The 16890-nt window shown below is 66.0% G+C and carries 19 protein-coding genes; 6 read left to right on the top strand and 13 right to left on the bottom strand.

Annotation, left to right across the window (positions count from 1 at the left end):
- Positions 1-6 precede the first annotated feature (6 nt).
- On the top strand, positions 7-900 hold the full coding sequence (locus tag ACOAPY_RS02970) for a LysR family transcriptional regulator (RefSeq protein WP_465154989.1): 894 nt from the start codon (positions 7-9) through the stop codon (positions 898-900).
- Here the strand turns inward: ACOAPY_RS02970 and speB are convergent.
- Both speB and ACOAPY_RS02960 read right to left on the bottom strand, forming a co-directional pair.
- Entirely contained in the window at positions 897-1853 is a 957-nt protein-coding gene (gene speB, locus ACOAPY_RS02965; RefSeq protein WP_465154988.1) for an agmatinase, read from the bottom strand. The genes ACOAPY_RS02970 and speB overlap by 4 nt on opposite strands.
- Before the next feature lie 49 nt (positions 1854-1902).
- Complete coding sequence (locus ACOAPY_RS02960) at positions 1903-2976, bottom strand: polyamine ABC transporter substrate-binding protein (RefSeq protein ID WP_465154986.1); 1074 nt, start codon at positions 2974-2976, stop codon at positions 1903-1905.
- A gap of 140 nt (positions 2977-3116) precedes the next feature.
- Between ACOAPY_RS02960 and ACOAPY_RS02955 the strand changes: the two genes are divergently transcribed.
- Positions 3117-4010: a LysR family transcriptional regulator gene (locus ACOAPY_RS02955; RefSeq protein WP_465154985.1), complete on the top strand. Its 894-nt coding sequence runs from the start codon at positions 3117-3119 to the stop codon at positions 4008-4010.
- Here ACOAPY_RS02955 and ACOAPY_RS02950 read toward each other — a convergent pair.
- Positions 4007-4165 (bottom strand): hypothetical protein, encoded by a 159-nt coding sequence (locus ACOAPY_RS02950; protein WP_465154984.1) that lies wholly within the window; start codon positions 4163-4165, stop codon positions 4007-4009. The genes ACOAPY_RS02955 and ACOAPY_RS02950 overlap by 4 nt on opposite strands.
- A gap of 186 nt (positions 4166-4351) precedes the next feature.
- Positions 4352-5389: an RbmA family biofilm matrix protein gene (locus ACOAPY_RS02945; RefSeq protein WP_465154983.1), complete on the bottom strand. Its 1038-nt coding sequence runs from the start codon at positions 5387-5389 to the stop codon at positions 4352-4354.
- Positions 5390-5546: 157 nt separating this feature from the next.
- On the opposite strand from ACOAPY_RS02945, the gene ACOAPY_RS02940 reads away from it, so the two are divergent.
- Both ACOAPY_RS02940 and ACOAPY_RS02935 read left to right on the top strand, forming a co-directional pair.
- On the top strand, positions 5547-6107 hold the full coding sequence (locus ACOAPY_RS02940; RefSeq protein ID WP_465154982.1) for an NADPH-dependent FMN reductase: 561 nt from the start codon (positions 5547-5549) through the stop codon (positions 6105-6107).
- A 103-nt stretch (positions 6108-6210) separates the two neighbouring features.
- Positions 6211-6828, top strand: coding sequence for a glutathione S-transferase (locus ACOAPY_RS02935; RefSeq protein WP_465154981.1), 618 nt, complete (start codon positions 6211-6213; stop codon positions 6826-6828).
- Here the strand turns inward: ACOAPY_RS02935 and ACOAPY_RS02930 are convergent, their stop codons facing one another.
- From ACOAPY_RS02930 to ACOAPY_RS02890, 9 genes are all read right to left on the bottom strand, one after another.
- Positions 6829-7581 carry a PA3715 family protein gene (locus ACOAPY_RS02930; protein WP_465154980.1) on the bottom strand — a complete coding sequence of 251 codons (753 nt, stop codon included), beginning with the start codon at positions 7579-7581 and terminating at the stop codon, positions 6829-6831.
- Positions 7582-7653: 72 nt separating this feature from the next.
- Entirely contained in the window at positions 7654-8175 is a 522-nt protein-coding gene (locus ACOAPY_RS02925) for a hypothetical protein (RefSeq protein ID WP_465154979.1), read from the bottom strand.
- Positions 8172-8450: a hypothetical protein gene (locus tag ACOAPY_RS02920; protein ID WP_465154978.1), complete on the bottom strand. Its 279-nt coding sequence runs from the start codon at positions 8448-8450 to the stop codon at positions 8172-8174. Before ACOAPY_RS02920 ends, ACOAPY_RS02925 begins: the two co-directional genes overlap by 4 nt.
- A gap of 118 nt (positions 8451-8568) precedes the next feature.
- On the bottom strand, positions 8569-8814 hold the full coding sequence (locus tag ACOAPY_RS02915; protein WP_372237629.1) for a hypothetical protein: 246 nt from the start codon (positions 8812-8814) through the stop codon (positions 8569-8571).
- 107 nt (positions 8815-8921) lie between these two features.
- Entirely contained in the window at positions 8922-10271 is a 1350-nt protein-coding gene (creD, locus tag ACOAPY_RS02910) for a cell envelope integrity protein CreD (RefSeq protein ID WP_465154977.1), read from the bottom strand.
- Positions 10272-10370: 99 nt separating this feature from the next.
- Positions 10371-10805, bottom strand: a complete 435-nt coding sequence (locus ACOAPY_RS02905) for a CBS domain-containing protein (protein ID WP_237046215.1) — start codon at positions 10803-10805, stop codon at positions 10371-10373.
- Between the two features lie 98 nt (positions 10806-10903).
- The gene (gene creC / locus ACOAPY_RS02900; RefSeq protein ID WP_465154976.1) at positions 10904-12328 is read right to left on the bottom strand and encodes a two-component system sensor histidine kinase CreC; all 1425 of its coding nucleotides are present in this window, start codon (positions 12326-12328) and stop codon (positions 10904-10906) included.
- Between the two features lie 93 nt (positions 12329-12421).
- Positions 12422-13105, bottom strand: coding sequence for a two-component system response regulator CreB (gene creB, locus ACOAPY_RS02895; protein ID WP_076582537.1), 684 nt, complete (start codon positions 13103-13105; stop codon positions 12422-12424).
- A 74-nt stretch (positions 13106-13179) separates the two neighbouring features.
- A complete protein-coding gene (locus tag ACOAPY_RS02890) occupies positions 13180-14427 on the bottom strand; it encodes an HD-GYP domain-containing protein (protein WP_465154975.1) in 1248 nt (415 codons plus the stop codon).
- Positions 14428-14571: 144 nt separating this feature from the next.
- On the opposite strand from ACOAPY_RS02890, the gene ACOAPY_RS02885 reads away from it, so the two are divergent.
- A complete protein-coding gene (locus ACOAPY_RS02885; RefSeq protein ID WP_465154974.1) occupies positions 14572-15459 on the top strand; it encodes an acyltransferase in 888 nt (295 codons plus the stop codon).
- 43 nt (positions 15460-15502) lie between these two features.
- Positions 15503-16876 (top strand): ATP-dependent RNA helicase DbpA, encoded by a 1374-nt coding sequence (gene dbpA, locus ACOAPY_RS02880; RefSeq protein WP_465154973.1) that lies wholly within the window; start codon positions 15503-15505, stop codon positions 16874-16876.
- Positions 16877-16890 lie beyond the last annotated feature (14 nt).

The following is a 16890-nucleotide window of genomic DNA, read 5'->3' as shown; positions in this document are numbered from 1 at the left end:
ATACGCATGAACGACCTGCGCCAGCTTCGCCACTTCGTCGCGCTCGCCGAACACGGCCACTTCGCCCGTGCCGCCGAAGCCGTGCACCTCAGCCAGCCGGCGCTGAGCCGCAGCATCCAGGCCCTGGAAAGTAGCCTGGGCTGCGCGCTGGTCAATCGTCACAGTCGCGGCATCAGCCTCACCGCCCATGGCCAGCTGGTGCTGGAACATGCACGGCGCCTGCTGGCCGGTAGCCAGGCGCTGAGCAATGCGGTGAGCCAGCTGGGCAACCTGGCCAGCGGTGAAGTGCGCCTGGGCGCCGGCCCCTACCCTGCCGCGCGGCTGGTGCCGCAGGCCATGGGCAGCTTCGCCGAGCGCTTTCCCCGGGTACGCCTGCACCTGCTGATCGACAACTGGCAGCAGCTGCGCGGGCGTCTGCTGGATGACGAGATCGAACTGTTCGTCGCCGATATCCGCGAGTTCGAGGGCGACCCACAGCTGCACATCGAGCCGCTGCGGGTGCACCCCGGCGTGCTGTTCTGCCACCCGCAGCACCCGCTGCTGCAGCGCCAGCCGGTGGGGCTGCAGGACCTGCTGGACTACCCGCTGGCCGGCACCCAGCTGCCCGAGGAGGTCAGCGCTGCCCTGCGCAACCTGGGCGCCGGCGCCAGCCCGCTGACCATCCAATGCGACAACTTCATGGTGCTCAAGGAGCTGGTTTCCAGCAGCCACGTGGTCAGCCTGGCGCCCTGGGACGTGATCGCCCAGGACGTGGCCAGCGGGCGCCTGGCGCCGCTGCAGATCAGCGTGGCGCTGAGCCAGCACTCGGCCTACGGCATCGTCAGCCGCGCCGGCCACAGCCTGTCGCCGGGCGCGGCGCAGCTGCGGCTGATCCTGCTGGCGCAGGATGCCGCCGACTAGCCAAGCTTGTGGCGGTAGGCGTAGAGGCAGACCATCTCCATCGCCAGGGTGGCGCCGGCCAGTGCGGTGACCTCGGCGTGGTCGTAGGGTGGCGCCACCTCGACCACGTCCATGCCGACCAGGTTGATGCCACGCAGGCCGCGCAGGATCTCCAGCGCCTGGTGGCTGGACAGCCCACCGCACACCGGCGTGCCGGTGCCGGGAGCGAAGGCCGGGTCGAGGCAGTCGATGTCGAAGGTCAGGTACACCGGCTGATCGCCGACGCGAGCGCGGATCAGTTCGGCGATCTGTTCCGGAGTACTGCGGTTGACCTGGCGCGCATCCAGCACCTGGAAGCCCATCACGTCGTCATTGGTGGTGCGCAGGCCGACCTGCACCGAGCGCGCCGGATCGACCAGGCCCTCGCGGGCGGCGTGGTAGAACATGGTGCCGTGGTCGATGCGCTGGACCTCCTCGTCCGGCCAGGTGTCGCTGTGCGCATCGAAATGGATCAGCGCCAGCGGGCCGTGCTTCTTGGCATGGGCCTTGAGCAGCGGGTAGCTGATGAAGTGGTCGCCGCCCAGGGTGAGCATGGCGCAGCCGGCATCGAGAATCCTGTCGGCGTGGGCCTCGATGGCCGCCGGGGTGGCCTGCGGCGTGCCGTGGTCGAAGTGGCAGTCGCCGTAGTCGATGCAGGCCAGCAGATCGAACGGGTCGAACTCCCAGGGATAGTGGCGGGCCCAGGCCGACTGGATCGAAGCGGCGCGGATCGCCCGCGGCCCGAAGCGGCTGCCCGGACGGTTGGTGGTGGCGGTGTCGAAGGGCACACCGCTGACTACCAGGTCCACGCCGCGCAGGTCGCGCGTGTAGCGGCGGCGCATGAAGCTGGTGATGCCGGCGTAGGTCGGCTCGGCCGCCGTGCCGTAGAGGCTGTCGCGGGTGATCGCCTGGTCGTTGTCGAATGCATGGTCCATGGTCGTGGTCTCGAACGGGCCGCTCGGTGCCGGAGCGGCCAAACGGTTGTCAGTACTGGGTGCGGAACGCCGTCCACAGGCGGGTACGCTGGCGCATCTCGCGCAGCGGCAGCGCCTGTTCGGCGAACAGCCGGGCACGCAGTTCGGGGGCGGGGTAGATGTCCGGATCGCCACTCACCGCCTCATCCAGCAACGGCGTGGCCGCGAGGTTGGCGTTGGCGAAGTACAGCGAGTTGGTCAGCTCGGCGATCGCCTCGGGCTTGAGCAGGTGGTCGATGAAGGCCCGCGCGGCCTCGGGATGCGGCGCATCCACGGGGATGGCCAGGGTGTCGAACCAGATCAGCGTGCCCTCGCGCGGAATGCGGTAGACCACCGAGAACGGCTGCTGCGCCTCGCTGGCACGCGCGGCCGCCATACCGGCATCGCCGGTGTAGGTCAGCGCAAGGCAGATTTCCCCCTTGGCCAGGTCATCGATCTGCCGGCTCTGGCCAACGTAACGCAGGTTCGGCTGCAGCTGCGCCAGCAGGGCCTTTGCGGCCTCTCGGTCGGCCTCGGCGGTGCTGTACGGGTCCTTGCCCAGGTAGTTGAGCACGACCGCGATCACCTCCTGCGGTGAATCGAGCACGCTGATGCCGCAATCCTTGAGCTTGCTGGCGTACTCGGGCTTGAACAGCAGGTCGAGGCTGTCCAGGGCGACGCCCGGCAGGCGCTGCTCGACAGCCTCGCGGTTGATCCCCAGGCCCACCGTGCCCCAGGTGTAGGGCACGCCGTAGGCATTGCCGGGGTCGATACCCGCCAGCTTGGCCAGCAACTCAGGATCGAGATTGCCGCGGTTGGCCAGCTCGCCGACGGGCTGCAGCGCCTTGGCCGAGATGGCCCGGCCCAGCACGCTGGAGGAGGGAAAGACCAGGTCGTAGCCACTACCACCGGTAAGCAGCTTGCTCTCCAGCACCTCGGTGCTGTCGAAGCTGTCGTATTTGACCCGGATGCCGGTCTCGGTCTGGAAGCGCTGCAGCGCCTGCTGCGGCACGTAGTCAGCCCAGTTGTAGAGGTTGAGTACTTTTTCCTCGGCCTGCAGCGGCAGGGCGAAGGCACACACAAGCAAGCTGGCGACCAGGCGCATGAGCAACTCCTCGGCAGGATAGGTTGGCCGCGCCCCTCTGCCGGGGGCTGCGGATAGCGGCATCCTGCGCCGGCCATTGCTTCGGATAAATACGAAGTGATCTACTCTGACATCGACATAGATCAATGTATGGAGCCAACATGCTCAGCCAGCTGCGCGACCTCGACCTGCAACTGCTGCGTCTGTTCGTCACCGTGGTGGAGAGCGGCGGCTTCAGCGCCGCCCAGGGCGAGCTGGGCATCGGCCAGTCGACCATCAGCACGCAGATGGCCAAGCTGGAGACACGCCTGGGCTTTCGCCTGTGCGAGCGCGGCAAGTCGGGCTTTCGCCTGACGCCCAAGGGCGAGCAGGTGCTGGTCGCCACGCGCAAGCTGTTCGCCGCCATCGAGACCTTCAAGGGCGAAGCTCAGGGCATGGCCGACAAGCTGCTCGGCGAGTTGCACATCGGCCTGTCCGAGGCCCTGGCCGACGAGGTGCTGGAACGACTCGGCGCGGCCATCGGCGCCTTTCGCCAACGCAACCAGGCGGTGCAGATCGAGTTGCTCAGCGCCATGCCCGCCGAGCTGGAGCGCCGCCTGCTGCAGGGCCAGCTGCAGCTGGCCATCGGCTATTTCTCCGGCAGCCAGACGGCGCTGGACTACCAGCCGCTGTTCAGCGAACCGCAGCACCTCTACTGCGGCCGCGACCATGCCCTGTTCACCAGGGCGCGCATCGACCCAGCCGAGCTGCAGCAATACGACGGCGTGCTGCACCCCTACCGTTTCATCGCCGCCGACGAACCCTGGCAGGCCGGTACTGGCAGCGCCCGCAGCGAACAGGTCGAAGGCAGCCTGGCGTTCATTCTCAGCGGCGCCCACATCGGCTACCTGCCCGAGCATGTCGCCGCGCCCTGGGAGGCACGCGGCCAACTGCGGGCCCTGCTGCCCGAGCAGCTGGGCTTCGCGGTGGAATTCCGCCTGGCACGACATCGCGCGAGGCAGCCCAGCGAGGCACAGCGCGCGCTGGAGGAGGATCTGCTGGCGGCTTTCGCCTAGCGCCTGTGCGCGCGCAAGCGCCCACGCAGGCGCCAGGCCAGGCGATCGAGGGCGTGCATGGTGCGCTGGATTTCCTGATGGCTCAACGCCGCACGGCGGCACAGGGCGAGCGGGTCTTCGGCTTCGAGCTGATAACGCGGGTCGAACAGGGCCATGGTGATTTCCTCAACAGGGTGGCTGTCGGCAGTCGGGGAATCTTCGGACTTGTTCTTGTGGGGCCAGCCTGCCGGTGGCGGATGACCGTTGTGCGAACGCCGGCCTTGCGCCGACGTCTGGTCAACTTCTGCGCATTTGCGCGAGGGGTCAAGGGCACCGGCAGAATACCGATGCTCTCGTGCGCCTTATTCGGCGAGCTTGTCGAAGGTCAGATCGCTAAACACACGCTCGCCGCTGGCCTCGTCGGCCACGACCAGTCGCGCCTTATAGTTGCCCGCGGGGAACCAGGCGGGGATCAGGAAATTCTTCGGCTCGGTGAAGCTGGAACCCGCAGCAACCTGAACCGTGCGCGGCGCCAGCAGCGGATAGCGGGTGCCGTCGGCCAGCTCGGTGGTGATCCAGTAGCTGAGGCTCAGATCATTGCCGCTGTAGTTGAACAGCGTGCGGTTATGACGGATATAGCCACCGGTGGCGGGCAGAACGTCGGTGGTACCGGAGCGTAGGGTGAACTCCAGACCGAGGTTGGGTTCGGGCGGCGGCCCCTGCATATCGGCAGGGTCTTCGTAGATTTTGATATTGCTGACGGCCGCTGCGCTTTGCGAGCACTGGCTCGCTCTGCCGGTCCAGGGCGACATGGTCATCCGAATACCGGTAAGCGTTGTACTACCCAATGTACCGCTGTGAACCTGTGAGCCATTGATGGAGATAGTCAGCAGATTCTTGGCTACATCGCCATGCATGGTGATCTGATAGCGCTGTTGATCGGTGAAGTAGCCGAATCTGCCACCACTATTCGCGACATTGAACAGATAGATATCGTTTCCACCGCCATGGAAGTTCAGCGAACGAGCACCGTAGTCCTTGCTGTCGAGCGAAATACTGAAAGCGCTATCGCTGTTGTTCAGTGAGGTCGTTAGTACGTCAAAACTCAGATAGATCTTCTGCTGCCCGGCGGGCAGAAAGAACTCAATCTGATCGTACGAGGCGTTGCAACTGGGTTGGTTGAACACCCCCCAGTTGCCAGGCTGGCCGGCATAGTAGCTGACCATCTGCACCGAGCCCATGTTCTGCCGCGAAGGCGTCTGCGGCGTACCGTCGATGATGATCGGCTGGCCATCGACATGCGGCGGCGAGGGGAAGCTGACATCGTAGAGAACGGCCGAATAGGCCAGGGAACTGGCGACGCACAGCGCCGCACAGGCAAGCAGTTGCTTTGTCTGCATGGTTTCATCCTTGAAGGTGGCTGATGCCGGCAAACTCCGCCGGCCGCTGCAGAGTAGCCATGGCCCACGGCGTTGCCAATAGGGCGGGCCAGCGGATCGATTACGGCCATGCGGGTCTATAGTTCCCGCTCACCCTCTTAGCACACGAGGAAGTCCCATGAGCAAGATCCACAAGGTCGCCGTCTTGGTCGGCAGCCTGCGCAAGGCCTCGATCAATCGCAAGCTGGCCCTGGCGCTGGCCGAACTGGCACCGCCCTCGCTGCAGTTGCAGCTGGTCGAGATCGGTGACCTGCCCCTGTATGACGAGGACATCGACATCAGCACCGCGCCCGAGGCCTATCGCCGCTTCCGTGAACAGGTCAGGGGCGCCGACGCCCTGCTGTTCGTCACCCCCGAGTACAACCGCTCGATTCCCGCGCCGATGAAGAACGCCATCGATGTCGGTTCGCGCCCCTACGGGCAGAGCGTGTTCAGCGGCAAGCCGGGCGCCGTGCTGAGCGCCTCGCCGGGCGCCATCGGCGGCTTCGGCGCCAATCACCATCTGCGCCAGTGCCTGGTGTTCCTCGACGTCTACGTGCTGCAGCAGCCAGAGGCCTACCTGGGTGGCGCCGGCAAGTTCTTCGACGACAGCGGTAAGCTGGACGCCGGCATCGAGGGCTTCCTGCAGAAGTTCATCGACGCTTATGCTGCCTGGGTCGAGCGCCATCTCGGCCACTGATCTGCGTCATCGCGCAGCCTCGGGGCGCGACTGCACGCTCCGCACCAGTCGCTGGCAACCCCAGCTCTGGTTCGTGGCGCCCGCACCCTAACGGAGAACCACCATGAGCACCATGACCCTGTTCCACTCCCCCGCCTCGCCCTTCGTGCGCAAGGTGATGGTGCTGCTGCATGAGACCGGGCAGACCGAGCGGGTGGCCCTGCACGAGGTGCAGCTCAGCCCGGTGGCGCCCAGCGCGGCGGTACTGGAGGGCAACCCGGCCGGCAAGATCCCGGCCCTGCGCCTGGCCGACGGCAACGTGCTGCACGACAGCCGGGTGATCCTTGACTACCTCGACAGCCAGCACGTCGGCGAGCCGCTGATCCCCACCGGCAGCGCGCGCTGGCGCCGTCTGACCCTGGCCTCGCTGGCCGATGCCGTCCTCGATGCCGCCGTGCTGCTGCGCTACGAGACCTTTCTGCGCCCCGAGGACAAGCGCTGGGAGCAGTGGCAGGCCGCCCAGCAGGACAAGATCGAGCGCGCCCTGGCCTACTTTGAGCAGGACTGCCTGGCCGAGATCGCCAGCCGCTTCGATATCGCCGCCATCGGCCTGGCCTGTGCCCTCGGCTACCTCGACCTGCGCCAGCCGCAGCTGGGCTGGCGCGGGCGCTTCCCGGGCCTGGCCGGCTGGTTTGCCGATGTCAGCCAGCGGCCGTCGATGCAGGCCACGCTACCGCACTGATCAGCGCAGGCGCTGCAGCTCCTTCGGCACCACGTAGCGCTCGCCGTCGTAGGTGAGGCGGTAGCGCTGCTGCCCTCTGTTTTCATCAACCGACACACACTCATCACCGCGGACCTCAGCGCTGCTGAAGGTGCGATTCTCACGCAAGATGATGTCGTTATAGCCATTGGGGCCGGCCTGCTCGGCCAGCGCCAAGGTCCGCTTCATATCGTTCCACTCGCCCGCGCAGTTGGTGTCCCACTCACCGGAGCCCTCCGCCATCACGAGATCGCTGAGAACCGGGCGAATAGCGTCGCCATCCAGGACATAGAGGTTCAAGGACTGCTCGAAGAATGGATTGGCCCGCGAACTACCATTTCGTGAAACCCGCACGCCGAAGGCCAGCCGCCTCTCGCTTACCCAGTAGGGCGCGGTATCGAACGAGATGCCAGACACATAGACCGCATCCCAGTCCAGCTCACCCGGCAGCAACTTCCTCACACTCACCTGGCCGCTGGAGCTTCCGGCCACCAGCAGCTCCAGATCGGTTTCGCCATAGCCGTCATGCTCGGCCCGCGGCAGCGGCACCGCAACCAGCGTCAGCTCGGAGCGCGCCGGCCAGACCTTGCAGATCACCTGCTCCAGCGCCACGGGCGGTGCCGCTCCGTAAGCACTGGCCAGAATCTGTGGCAACTGCTCGCGACAATCCTGCGCCTGTGCCATGCCGGCCAGCAGAGCAGCCACCACGACCAGCCCTCTTCCCGTCGATTTCATCCCTGAACACCCTCGCTTGTGTTGATCGCCGGATTCTAAGGTGTCGGCGTAAAGCTTTCGCAGACCCAGACCTCACCCGAAGTAACCAAACACGATCAGCCCCTCGCGCGGCAGGACCAGCAGGGCACCTTCGTGCTTGGTGGTGTAATAGCCCTGGCTGGCCCGGCCAATCCGTGCGCTCAGCTCGTCATCGGCATCGGCGCACTGCAACCCGAGGAAGATCGGCGACAGCATGTCGCCCTCGCCCGGCGCGGGCAGCGTCTGCCACGGCTCGTAGTGGTAGTAGTCATCGTCCGCATAGCCGCGCGCCTGACGCGCATCCTGCAGCGCCGCCAGCCCCTCGCGTTGCAGGCGCGCGCGCAGGGCAGGCGACATGCGCAGCACGGCGACACCACAGCCTTCGCGAAACCCGCTCTCACCGCCGACCAGCACCAGACCATCCACCTCGAGTGGAGCCGGCAGCGCATCGATCGCATAACTGCGTTCGGCCAGCTTGTAGCCCAGGTAGAGCAGCAGGAGCAGGCAGAACCACAGCAGCACGGCGCGATAGAGCAGTTGGGCAACAACATACAGAGCGTTCGTCAACGGGCTCATAGCGCCCCTCCGTAGGCATAGAACAACCAGGCCAGCGCCAGCGCGGCAACCCCCAGGAGAGCCCCCAGGCGCCAGCTCGCCAGGTTGGCGGCCTGCGGGCGCCGCAGATAGGGTGTCTGCAGCGCCAGGCTGAACATGGCCAGCGGGGTGAACAGGGCGTTGAACGGCCAGGACGGCAGCAACAGGCCCAGTTGCACGCTCAGCAGGTAGGCCAGGGTGATACCGCCGATCAGGCCCACCGTGAAGTACCAGGGAGTACCTGCCCTCAACGCCATGGTGCAGGCTCCCGGCGCAGGTCCGTCACGGGCCGCAGTGGCCGTGGAAACAGGCGGGCAATGCGCCGCGCCAGCAGGTGCCCCAGGCGCGACTCCTCGCGCAGTCCGACGCGGCCGCTCATGTGCGGTACCACAGGCGGAAGAAACCGGCGCCCAGCAGCAGAGCGACCTGCGCCAGGGCCACGCACAGCTGCAGGAACGACTGGACATGGGCATTGCCGGCGGCATCCGGCACGCCGGTCAGGGCATCCCAGAAGCCTTCCGGCAGCAGCGTCAGGGCGACACTGGCCAGCGGCCGGCCGCTGAGGTTGAGGCCGTGGATCAGGTCGAACTGGCCAAAGAACATCAGGCCGATCAGGAGTATCCCGGCCACCACCAGGCCGAGAGCAAAGCAGGCGGAAAACTGCATCAGCAAACGCAACATGACGATTTCCTCGCAGAGGGCGCGGCCTACGCCGCGCCGGGTCGATATCAGGCGACGACGGCCGGTTTGCCCAGGCCATACCAGTCGAGACGGCGGGTCAGTACCATCACTGCGGCGAGCAGGCCGAACACCAGTAGCGAGCCCATCAGCAGGGCGTAATCCTCGGCGGACAACAGGGCATAGAGCATGGCGTAGAGCCCGGCCAGGGCCGCGGTGAAGCCGCCGCCGCGCAGCCAGCTGTGCAGCACATGGCTGACATAGAAGCCGATCAGCAGCACGCAGGCCGAGGCCGCCAGGGCATAGGCCCGGGCAAAGGCCATGTGCTCGGCCAGCGACAGCAGCAGCAGGTAGAACATCGCCAGCGACAGGCCGACCAGGCCGTACTGCACCGGGTGCACGGCCAGACGCTTGAGCACCTCGAAGAGGAAGAAGCCGGCAAAGGTCAGGCCGATGAACAGCAGTGCGTACTTCAACGCGCGGTCGCTCTTCAGGTACTGGTCCACCGGGTCGACGAAGCTGACACCGAACTGGCGACCCAGGAAGGCGTTGCATTCACCGCCGTAGGCACACTCGCTCAGGGCCTCCTCCATGTTGGTGGCGAAGAAGCTGGTCTGCCAGCGCGCGGTAAATCCGCTACCGCTGATCTCACGCTCGCTCGGCAGGTACTCGCCAATGAAGCTCGGGTGCGGCCAGTCGGCGCTCAGGTCGACCTGGGTCTCGCGGCCGACCGGGGCGATGCTCAGCTCGCCCGTGCCCTGCAGCAGCAGGTCGAAGGCGAAGTCCAGGCGCTGCCCTTGATGCACGTCGGCCACCGCCATCGGCAACGGCGCATGCACGCCGGCACCGAGCATCGAGTCGGCGCTGCCGGGCTGGAACGGCAGCTTGCGCTCGCCCTGCTCGAGCACCAGGTTGTTCTTGATGCCGCGGATATCGCTGATGCCAACGCTGATGAAGGGCTCACTGAAGGTGTAGTCGCCGATATCCTCGGTCACGCCGAAGTTGGCGGGTACCTGGAAATGGCCGGTGAGGCGGCTGTTGCTGTGGAACAGGCGCGCCTGGTAGATGCCGCGGGCACGCAGCTCGGTACTGATCTCGCTACCGACGGCCAGGCGCTCCGGCAGGAAATAGAGGCGACCACTCACCTCGCTTTCCTCGAGGTAGCGCTGACCGGTCTTCTCGTGGGTTTTCCACTCGCGTACGGTCTTGCGGTAGGGCGCCACCAGCAGCGGACCGGTGATTTTCTGGCTATAGCTGGAACTGCGCGCAATATCTTCCAGCACGCCATCGCGCAGCGCCTGGCGCTCCTCGACCATGCCGTCGATCATCAGGATCGGGATCATCAGCAGCAGCATCAGCGCGGCAATGGCGCCGAGCTTGATCAGCAGATTGCGGTTCATATGGGGACTCTCCTTGGGTTGGACCGTGGGGAGAGTCTCAACGGCGCCCGTGGCGGCGCCGTGCGAGGGATGTGGAGTCTGTGTGGAGTTTGTGTGGGCTCAGCCGCCGCGAATGTACTGTTCCAGCTGCTGGATCAGGCTGGCCTGGTCGTCGATGGTCTGCTTGACCAGGTCACCGATCGACAGCATGCCGATCAGCTCGCCCTCGGCCACCACCGGCAAGTGGCGAAGACGGTGGTCGGTCATCATCTGCAGACAGTGCTGCACGCCGTCACGCGGGCCGACGGTGATCACCTCGGCGGTCATGATGTCGGCAACCCGCGCGTCGAAGGCGGCGCGTTCCAGCTCAGCCAGCTTGCGCACATAGTCACGCTCGCTGACGATCCCCACCAGGCGTCCACCGGCCATCACCAACAGCGCACCGATCTTCTTCTCGGCCAGCAGCTTGACCGCATCCAGCACCGAGGCCTCCGGACTGATGTGATGCACGTAGGTGCTGGGTTTGGTTCTGAGCAGTTCCGCAACGGTCTTCATGCAACGCCTCCCCGGCTGTTGTCGTCTTCTCGTCAGGCGATGCCCCTGGCAGGCGCCTGCTGGGTTCTGCGACGAAGCATAGTCCACCTCGCCGCCGTTCAGGTTAACGGCAAACGCAGGCTGGCGCGCACGCCCCCCTCGACATTGCGCAGGCTCAGCTCGCCACTGTGTAGCGAAGCCACTTCCTGCACGAAATTGAGCCCCAGGCCGGTGCTCTTGCGCCCGCTCGCAGGCCGTGGCAACGAATAGAAACGCTCGGTCAGACGCGGCAGGGCGTACTCGGGAATCGCCACTCCCTGGTTGAACAGAGCCAGGTCCACGCCATCGGCGCGCACCTCGGCGGTGAAGCGCAGCAGGCCGCCTGCGGGGGTGAAATCAAGAGCGTTCTCCAGCAGGTTGGCCAATGCCTGGCGCAGCAGGAAGCGCTCGCCCGGCACGTGCAGACCAGCAGCAATGGCGTTCTCCACCCGCAGGCCAGCCGCCTGGATGCGCGCAGCCTGCCCTCGCAGCAGCTCCTCGACGAGATCGCGCAACTCGATCGCCACCCGCTCTTCCAGCCCCTGGCGCTGCTCTACCAGGGCCAGGTTGAGCAGGCGCTCGATCAGCTGCTGCAGGCGCGCGCCCTCACTGGCGATGTTGGCCACGAAGCGCTGCCGCTGCTCGGCCGGCATCTCGCCCTCGAGCAATTCGGCGGCCCCCCGAATGGCCGCCAGCGGGCTCTTCAGCTCATGGGTCAGGGTGTGCACGTACTGCTCGACGTAGGCCTTGCCTTCCAGCTCGGTGCGCATCTTCTGCACCGCCTCGGCCAGTTGCTTCAGCTCGCCGCCACGCAAGCTCGGCAACTCGGCGCGTTCGCCGCGACTGACCGCGCTGGCGTAGCGGGTGAGCTGGCGCAGCGAGCCGCTGAGCCACCAGGACAGCACACCGCCGATCAGCAGACCGAGCACGATCAGCCCGGCGCCGAGCCAGCCCAGGCGCCGCTGCGAGCGCTCGATATAGGGCTGCAGCGACTTGTTCGGCTTGGCCACCGAAACCACCCCGATGATCTGCCCAGCATCCTTGATCGGCGCCGCCACGTACATCACCGAGCTGTCCTCGTCGGCCGGGTCCTCGCGGGTGGAACGGGCGCCGTACTCGCCACGCAGCGTCAGATAGACATCGTTCCAGCGCGAGTAGTCCTGGCCGACCGCGACGCCGCTCGAGTCGAGCAGCACAATGCCGCGCGCATCGGTGACGTAGATGCGATGGCTGACGGCGCGTTTCTCCACGCCCCAGATCTGCGCCTGCGGCTGGCGCTGGCCATAGGCCTTGAGCAGCTCGGGCAGGCGGCCCTGGGCCAGGCTGCCATTCTTCACCTCGTCACGCAGGATCTCGGCCAGCAGGTTGGCGGTATCGACCAGGGTTTCCTCGGTGGACTGGCGCACGCCGGGGCGGATCTCGTCCATCACCGTGCTGAGCACGAACCAGCCGGCCAGGCCGACGAACAGGAAGTACACCAGGAAGATGCGAACGCCTAGTGGCATGGCAGCGCTCCTGGCAGGCACACGAACAGTCGTTGCATGAAGATTATCCTGAGCACCGGGTTAGCACGCGGCGCGGTGGCAGACCGCAACCGGCTAGGCACTTCTGGGGCTGTAGCTGTAGCCCAGCCCGCGATGGGTCTGGATCGGCTCCGCGTCGGCCGCGACCTGGCGCAGCTTGGCACGCAGACTCTTGATATGGCTGTCGATGTTGCGCTCATAACCGGCGTCGGCGGGCACGCCGAGCGCATCGAGCAGCTGCTCGCGGGAAAAGACTCTCTCCGGCTGCGCCAGCAACGTCTGCAACAGACGAAACTCATGGCGGGTCAATGCCAGCTGCTGCTCACGGTAGTGAATCTGCACGCGCTCGCTGTCGACCCGGAACGGGCCCGTGGCCGCCAGCGGCTCCACCGGACGTGGCGCCATGCGCTTGAGAATGGCCCGCACCCGCGCCGCCACCTCGCGCGGGCTGAAGGGCTTGACGACATAATCGTCGGCGCCGATCTCCAGACCAACCACGCGATCTATCTCGGCATCACGCGCGGTGAGGAAGATCACCGGCACCTCGGAGAAACGGCGCAATCGCCTGCAGGCCTCGAAGCCGCTGATGTCCGGCAGGCCGACGTCGAGGATCAGCAAGTCAGCCGGGGTGCGCTGCTGGTACTCCAGCGCCGCCTCGGCAAGACTCAGCCAGGTCGTGCTGAAGCCCTCTCCCTGCAGGGCAAACACCAGGGTGTCGGCGATGGCGGCTTCGTCTTCGACTATGAGGATGTGCGGCATGGCGTCCGTGCGACCGGCTGATGATTGCGAAACGGTGCCGCATGCTGCCGGGCACGTCAATCATCGCGCGGCGGTCAGCCGAAATACGAGCCGCTGCGTGCCTCCAGCCCGGACCAAAGCTCCTCGATGTTCTTGAAGCCCCACTCTTCGGCCGATTCGCGACCGACGATCTTGTCACGCCCGACCAGCTTGGCCAGGTCGACCACTTCCTGGGGAATCGGCAACCTGGAGCGCGCCGAGAAGAACACCTTGACGCGCGGCATCAGCAACGACTTGTCGTTCTGTTCCATGACCACGCCAAGACGACCGCTCTCCAGGCGCACCAGTGCCCCCACCGGATAGATACCCACCGACTTGACGAAGGCCTGGAACACCTGAGGGTCGAAGTGGCCTTTCCATTCGGCCATCTTGCGGATCGACTCGGCCGGGTCCCACCCCTTCTTGTAGGGGCGGTCCGAGGTAATGGCGTCATAGACGTCGCACACTGCCCCCATGCGCGCGAACAGGCTGATCTGCTCGCCACTCAGGCGATGCGGATAGCCGGAGCCGTCGTATTTCTCGTGATGGTGCAGGCAAACATCGAGCACCAGCGCGCTGATCTGGCCGCAGTCCAGCAGCATCTGCGCGCCTTTTTCCGGGTGGCTGCGCATGGTGTCGAACTCCCCGTCGGTCAGCTTGCCGGGCTTGTTCAGGATGGCGTCGGGAATCGCCATCTTGCCGATGTCATGCAGCAGACCGGCTTCGCCCGCCTCGCGCACCTGCCGTTCGGGCAGGCCAAGCTGGCGCGCCAGGGCGATCATCAGGGCGCAGACCGCCACCGAATGCATGTAGGTGTATTCATCGCTGGTCTTCAGCCGGGCCAGGCTGATCAGCGCGTTGGGGTGACGCAGCACCGAGTCGGAGATCTCCTCGACCAGCTGGGTTACCTGATCAGTCGCGATGGCCTGGCCCATGCGCGCGTCACTGAACATCTCGACCACGGCGGCCTTGGACTGCGCGCACAACTTGAGCGCGCGCTGCACCTCATCCTCAAGACTGGCACGGGCCGGCGGCAACGGGCTCTCGGCCACGGCCTGCAGGCGGGCCTCGGTCTCGGCTTCGACCTCTTCGACAGTCTGGCTGGCATGCCCGGCAGCCACGTCCAGCCCCTTGCTGACGTCGATCCAGACCTCGCGCACCTCGCTGTCGCGCACGCGCTGCAAGTCGCGCTCGTTGTCGAGCAGGAAACGCCCTCGCCAGAACGGATGGTCCATCCATGAACCACAGAATTCGTGAATGTACATGCCGAGGCACAGCTCGGTAACCGCAATACGTTTGAGCACGATGGAGGAGCCGATGATCTGGTTGTTTCAGTGCACAAGGATACGCCAGCCACGAACGCGGCACATTGCCAGCAGGCATTTATTTGTTGCCCCGGACGACGAACGCGCTCGTTATCATGGCCTTGCCTGCGACAAGGAGAAGCCATGCGTCGACTGTTCATCGCCGGCAGCGTAATCCTACTGCTGCTGCTCAATACTCTAGTCCTGATCGGCCCGATGATGCTGATCGCCCTGCTCAAACTGGTGCTACCCGGCAAAACTCTGCGCACGGCCTGTTCACGTGGGGTGATGTGGGTCGCCGAAACCTGGGCCGAGATCGACAAGCTGATCTTCGCCACCCTCACCCCCACCGTGTGGGACATTCGCGGCGGCGAGGGCCTGCGCCGCGACCGCTCCTACCTGGTGGTGAGCAATCACCAGTCCTGGGTGGACATCCCCGCCCTGGTCCAGGCCTTCAACCGCAAGACGCCCTACTTCAAGTTCTTCCTCAAGCAGGAGCTGATCTGGGTACCCTTCCTCGGCCTGGCCTTCTGGGCCCTGGACTATCCCTTCATGAAGCGCTATTCCAAGGCCTACCTGGCCCGGCATCCGGAGATGGCCGGCCAGGACCTGGAGATCACCAAGCGCGCCTGCGAACGCTTCAAGAACCTCAACGTCACGGTGGTCAACTACCTGGAAGGCACCCGCTTCACCGCCGCCAAGCAGGCGCAACAGGGCTCGCCCTACCAGCACCTGCTCAAGCCCAAGGCCGGTGGCGTGGCCTTCACCCTCGCCGCCCTGGGCCCGCAGCTGGACGCCCTGCTCGATGTCACCCTGGTGTATCCGGGCCAGCGCGCGCCGGGGTTCTGGAAACTGATCAGCGGCCAGGTACCCCGGGTGATCATGGACATCCGCACCCGCGAGCTGCCGCCCACGCTCTGGGCTGGCGACTACGAAAATGACCCGGAATTCCGCCAGTACATCCAGAGCTGGGTCAGCCAGCTGTGGCAGGACAAGGACGCACGCATCGCCGAGCTGAGGCAGGAGCTCTGAGGGGCCTGCTACAATCGACAACCGCCACTGCCAGGTTCGCTCCGTGACCACCGCCTTCGCTTCCCTGCCGCTGTCCGCCGCCATGCGCGACAACCTCGCCGCACTCGGCTATGCCGAGATGACGCCCATCCAGGCGGCCAGCCTGCCGCTGATCCTCAAGGGCCGCGACCTGATCGCCCAGGCCAAGACCGGCAGCGGCAAGACCGCCGCCTTTGGCATCGGCCTGCTGCACCCGCTGAATCCGCGCTTCTTCGGCTGCCAGGCGCTGGTGCTGTGCCCGACCCGCGAGCTGGCCGACCAGGTGGCCAAGGAACTGCGCCGCCTGGCCCGTGCCGCTGACAACATCAAGATCCTCACCCTTTGCGGCGGCGTGCCGCTGGGCCCGCAGATCGGCTCGCTGGAGCATGGCGCACACATCATCGTCGGCACCCCGGGGCGCATCCAGGAGCACCTGCGCAAGGGCACCCTGAAACTGGACGGGCTGAATACCCTGGTGCTGGACGAAGCCGACCGCATGCTCGACATGGGCTTCTTCGACAGCATCGCGGAGGTCATAGAGCAGACCCCGGCCAAGCGCCAGACCCTGCTGTTCTCCGCCACCTACCCGGCCGGCATCGAGCAGCTGGCCGCACGCTTCTTGCGTGATCCTGAGCGCGTGCAGGTCGAAGCCCTGCACGATGACGGGCAGATCGAGCAGCGCTTCTACGAAATCGACCCCAAGCAGCGCATGGACGCGGTGATCCGCCTGCTGCGCCACTTCCGCAAGCAACCGGCGGTGGCCTTCTGTGCCACCCGCCAGCAATGCGACGAACTGGCCGCCCTGCTCGAATCGGAAAAGATTTCCGCCGCTGCCCTGCACGGCGACCTGGAGCAACGCGACCGCGATCAGGTGCTGACCCTGTTCGCCAACCGCAGCCTCAGCGTGCTGGTGGCCACTGACGTCGCCGCGCGCGGCCTGGACGTGGCCGGCCTGGAGCTGGTGATCAACGTCGAACTGGCGCGCGATGCCCAGGTGCACATCCACCGTATCGGCCGCAGTGGCCGCGCCGGTGAGAAAGGCCTGGCGTTGTCGCTGGTGGCCCCGAGCGAGGCCTACCGCGCCCAGGCCATCGAAGAACTGCAAGGCAGCCCGCTGACCTGGCAACTGCTCGGCGAACTGAAGGACAAGGGCGAGGCGCTGCTGCCGCCGATGCACAGCCTGTGTCTGGCGGCCGGGCGCAAGGACAAGCTGCGCCCGGGCGATATCCTCGGCGCCCTCACCGGTGATGCCGGCATTCCCGGCGACAAGGTCGGCAAGATCGCCATCTTCGACTACCAGGCCTATGTCGCCGTGGAGCGCAGCGTTGCCCGCGAGGCCCTGCAGCGCCTACAAAGCGGCAAGATCAAGGGACGTGCCGTGAAAGTACGGATGCTCTAGGGGGAAGGCCTGGC

It is taken from the genome of Pseudomonas stagnisoli (genome assembly GCF_048595745.1).
GTDB classification, from domain to species: domain Bacteria; phylum Pseudomonadota; class Gammaproteobacteria; order Pseudomonadales; family Pseudomonadaceae; genus Aquipseudomonas; species Aquipseudomonas alcaligenes_A.
The sequence above is the reverse complement of the archived record's forward strand: the minus strand, read 5'-3'. Positions and strand labels throughout refer to the sequence as shown.

What these genes read in the sequence shown, in the direction of transcription:
- ACOAPY_RS02970 (WP_465154989.1), top strand. Translation starts at nt 7, where the DNA reads ATGAACGACCTGCGCCAGCTTCGCCACTTCGTCGCGCTCGCCGAACAC.
- speB (WP_465154988.1), bottom strand. Translation starts at nt 1,853, where the DNA reads ATGGACCATGCATTCGACAACGACCAGGCGATCACCCGCGACAGCCTC.
- ACOAPY_RS02960 (WP_465154986.1), bottom strand. Translation starts at nt 2,976, where the DNA reads ATGCGCCTGGTCGCCAGCTTGCTTGTGTGTGCCTTCGCCCTGCCGCTG.
- ACOAPY_RS02955 (WP_465154985.1), top strand. Translation starts at nt 3,117, where the DNA reads ATGCTCAGCCAGCTGCGCGACCTCGACCTGCAACTGCTGCGTCTGTTC.
- ACOAPY_RS02950 (WP_465154984.1), bottom strand. Translation starts at nt 4,165, where the DNA reads ATGGCCCTGTTCGACCCGCGTTATCAGCTCGAAGCCGAAGACCCGCTC.
- ACOAPY_RS02945 (WP_465154983.1), bottom strand. Translation starts at nt 5,389, where the DNA reads ATGCAGACAAAGCAACTGCTTGCCTGTGCGGCGCTGTGCGTCGCCAGT.
- ACOAPY_RS02940 (WP_465154982.1), top strand. Translation starts at nt 5,547, where the DNA reads ATGAGCAAGATCCACAAGGTCGCCGTCTTGGTCGGCAGCCTGCGCAAG.
- ACOAPY_RS02935 (WP_465154981.1), top strand. Translation starts at nt 6,211, where the DNA reads ATGAGCACCATGACCCTGTTCCACTCCCCCGCCTCGCCCTTCGTGCGC.
- ACOAPY_RS02930 (WP_465154980.1), bottom strand. Translation starts at nt 7,581, where the DNA reads ATGAAATCGACGGGAAGAGGGCTGGTCGTGGTGGCTGCTCTGCTGGCC.
- ACOAPY_RS02925 (WP_465154979.1), bottom strand. Translation starts at nt 8,175, where the DNA reads ATGAGCCCGTTGACGAACGCTCTGTATGTTGTTGCCCAACTGCTCTAT.
- ACOAPY_RS02920 (WP_465154978.1), bottom strand. Translation starts at nt 8,450, where the DNA reads ATGGCGTTGAGGGCAGGTACTCCCTGGTACTTCACGGTGGGCCTGATC.
- creD (WP_465154977.1), bottom strand. Translation starts at nt 10,271, where the DNA reads ATGAACCGCAATCTGCTGATCAAGCTCGGCGCCATTGCCGCGCTGATG.
- ACOAPY_RS02905 (WP_237046215.1), bottom strand. Translation starts at nt 10,805, where the DNA reads ATGAAGACCGTTGCGGAACTGCTCAGAACCAAACCCAGCACCTACGTG.
- creC (WP_465154976.1), bottom strand. Translation starts at nt 12,328, where the DNA reads ATGCCACTAGGCGTTCGCATCTTCCTGGTGTACTTCCTGTTCGTCGGC.
- creB (WP_076582537.1), bottom strand. Translation starts at nt 13,105, where the DNA reads ATGCCGCACATCCTCATAGTCGAAGACGAAGCCGCCATCGCCGACACC.
- ACOAPY_RS02885 (WP_465154974.1), top strand. Translation starts at nt 14,572, where the DNA reads ATGCGTCGACTGTTCATCGCCGGCAGCGTAATCCTACTGCTGCTGCTC.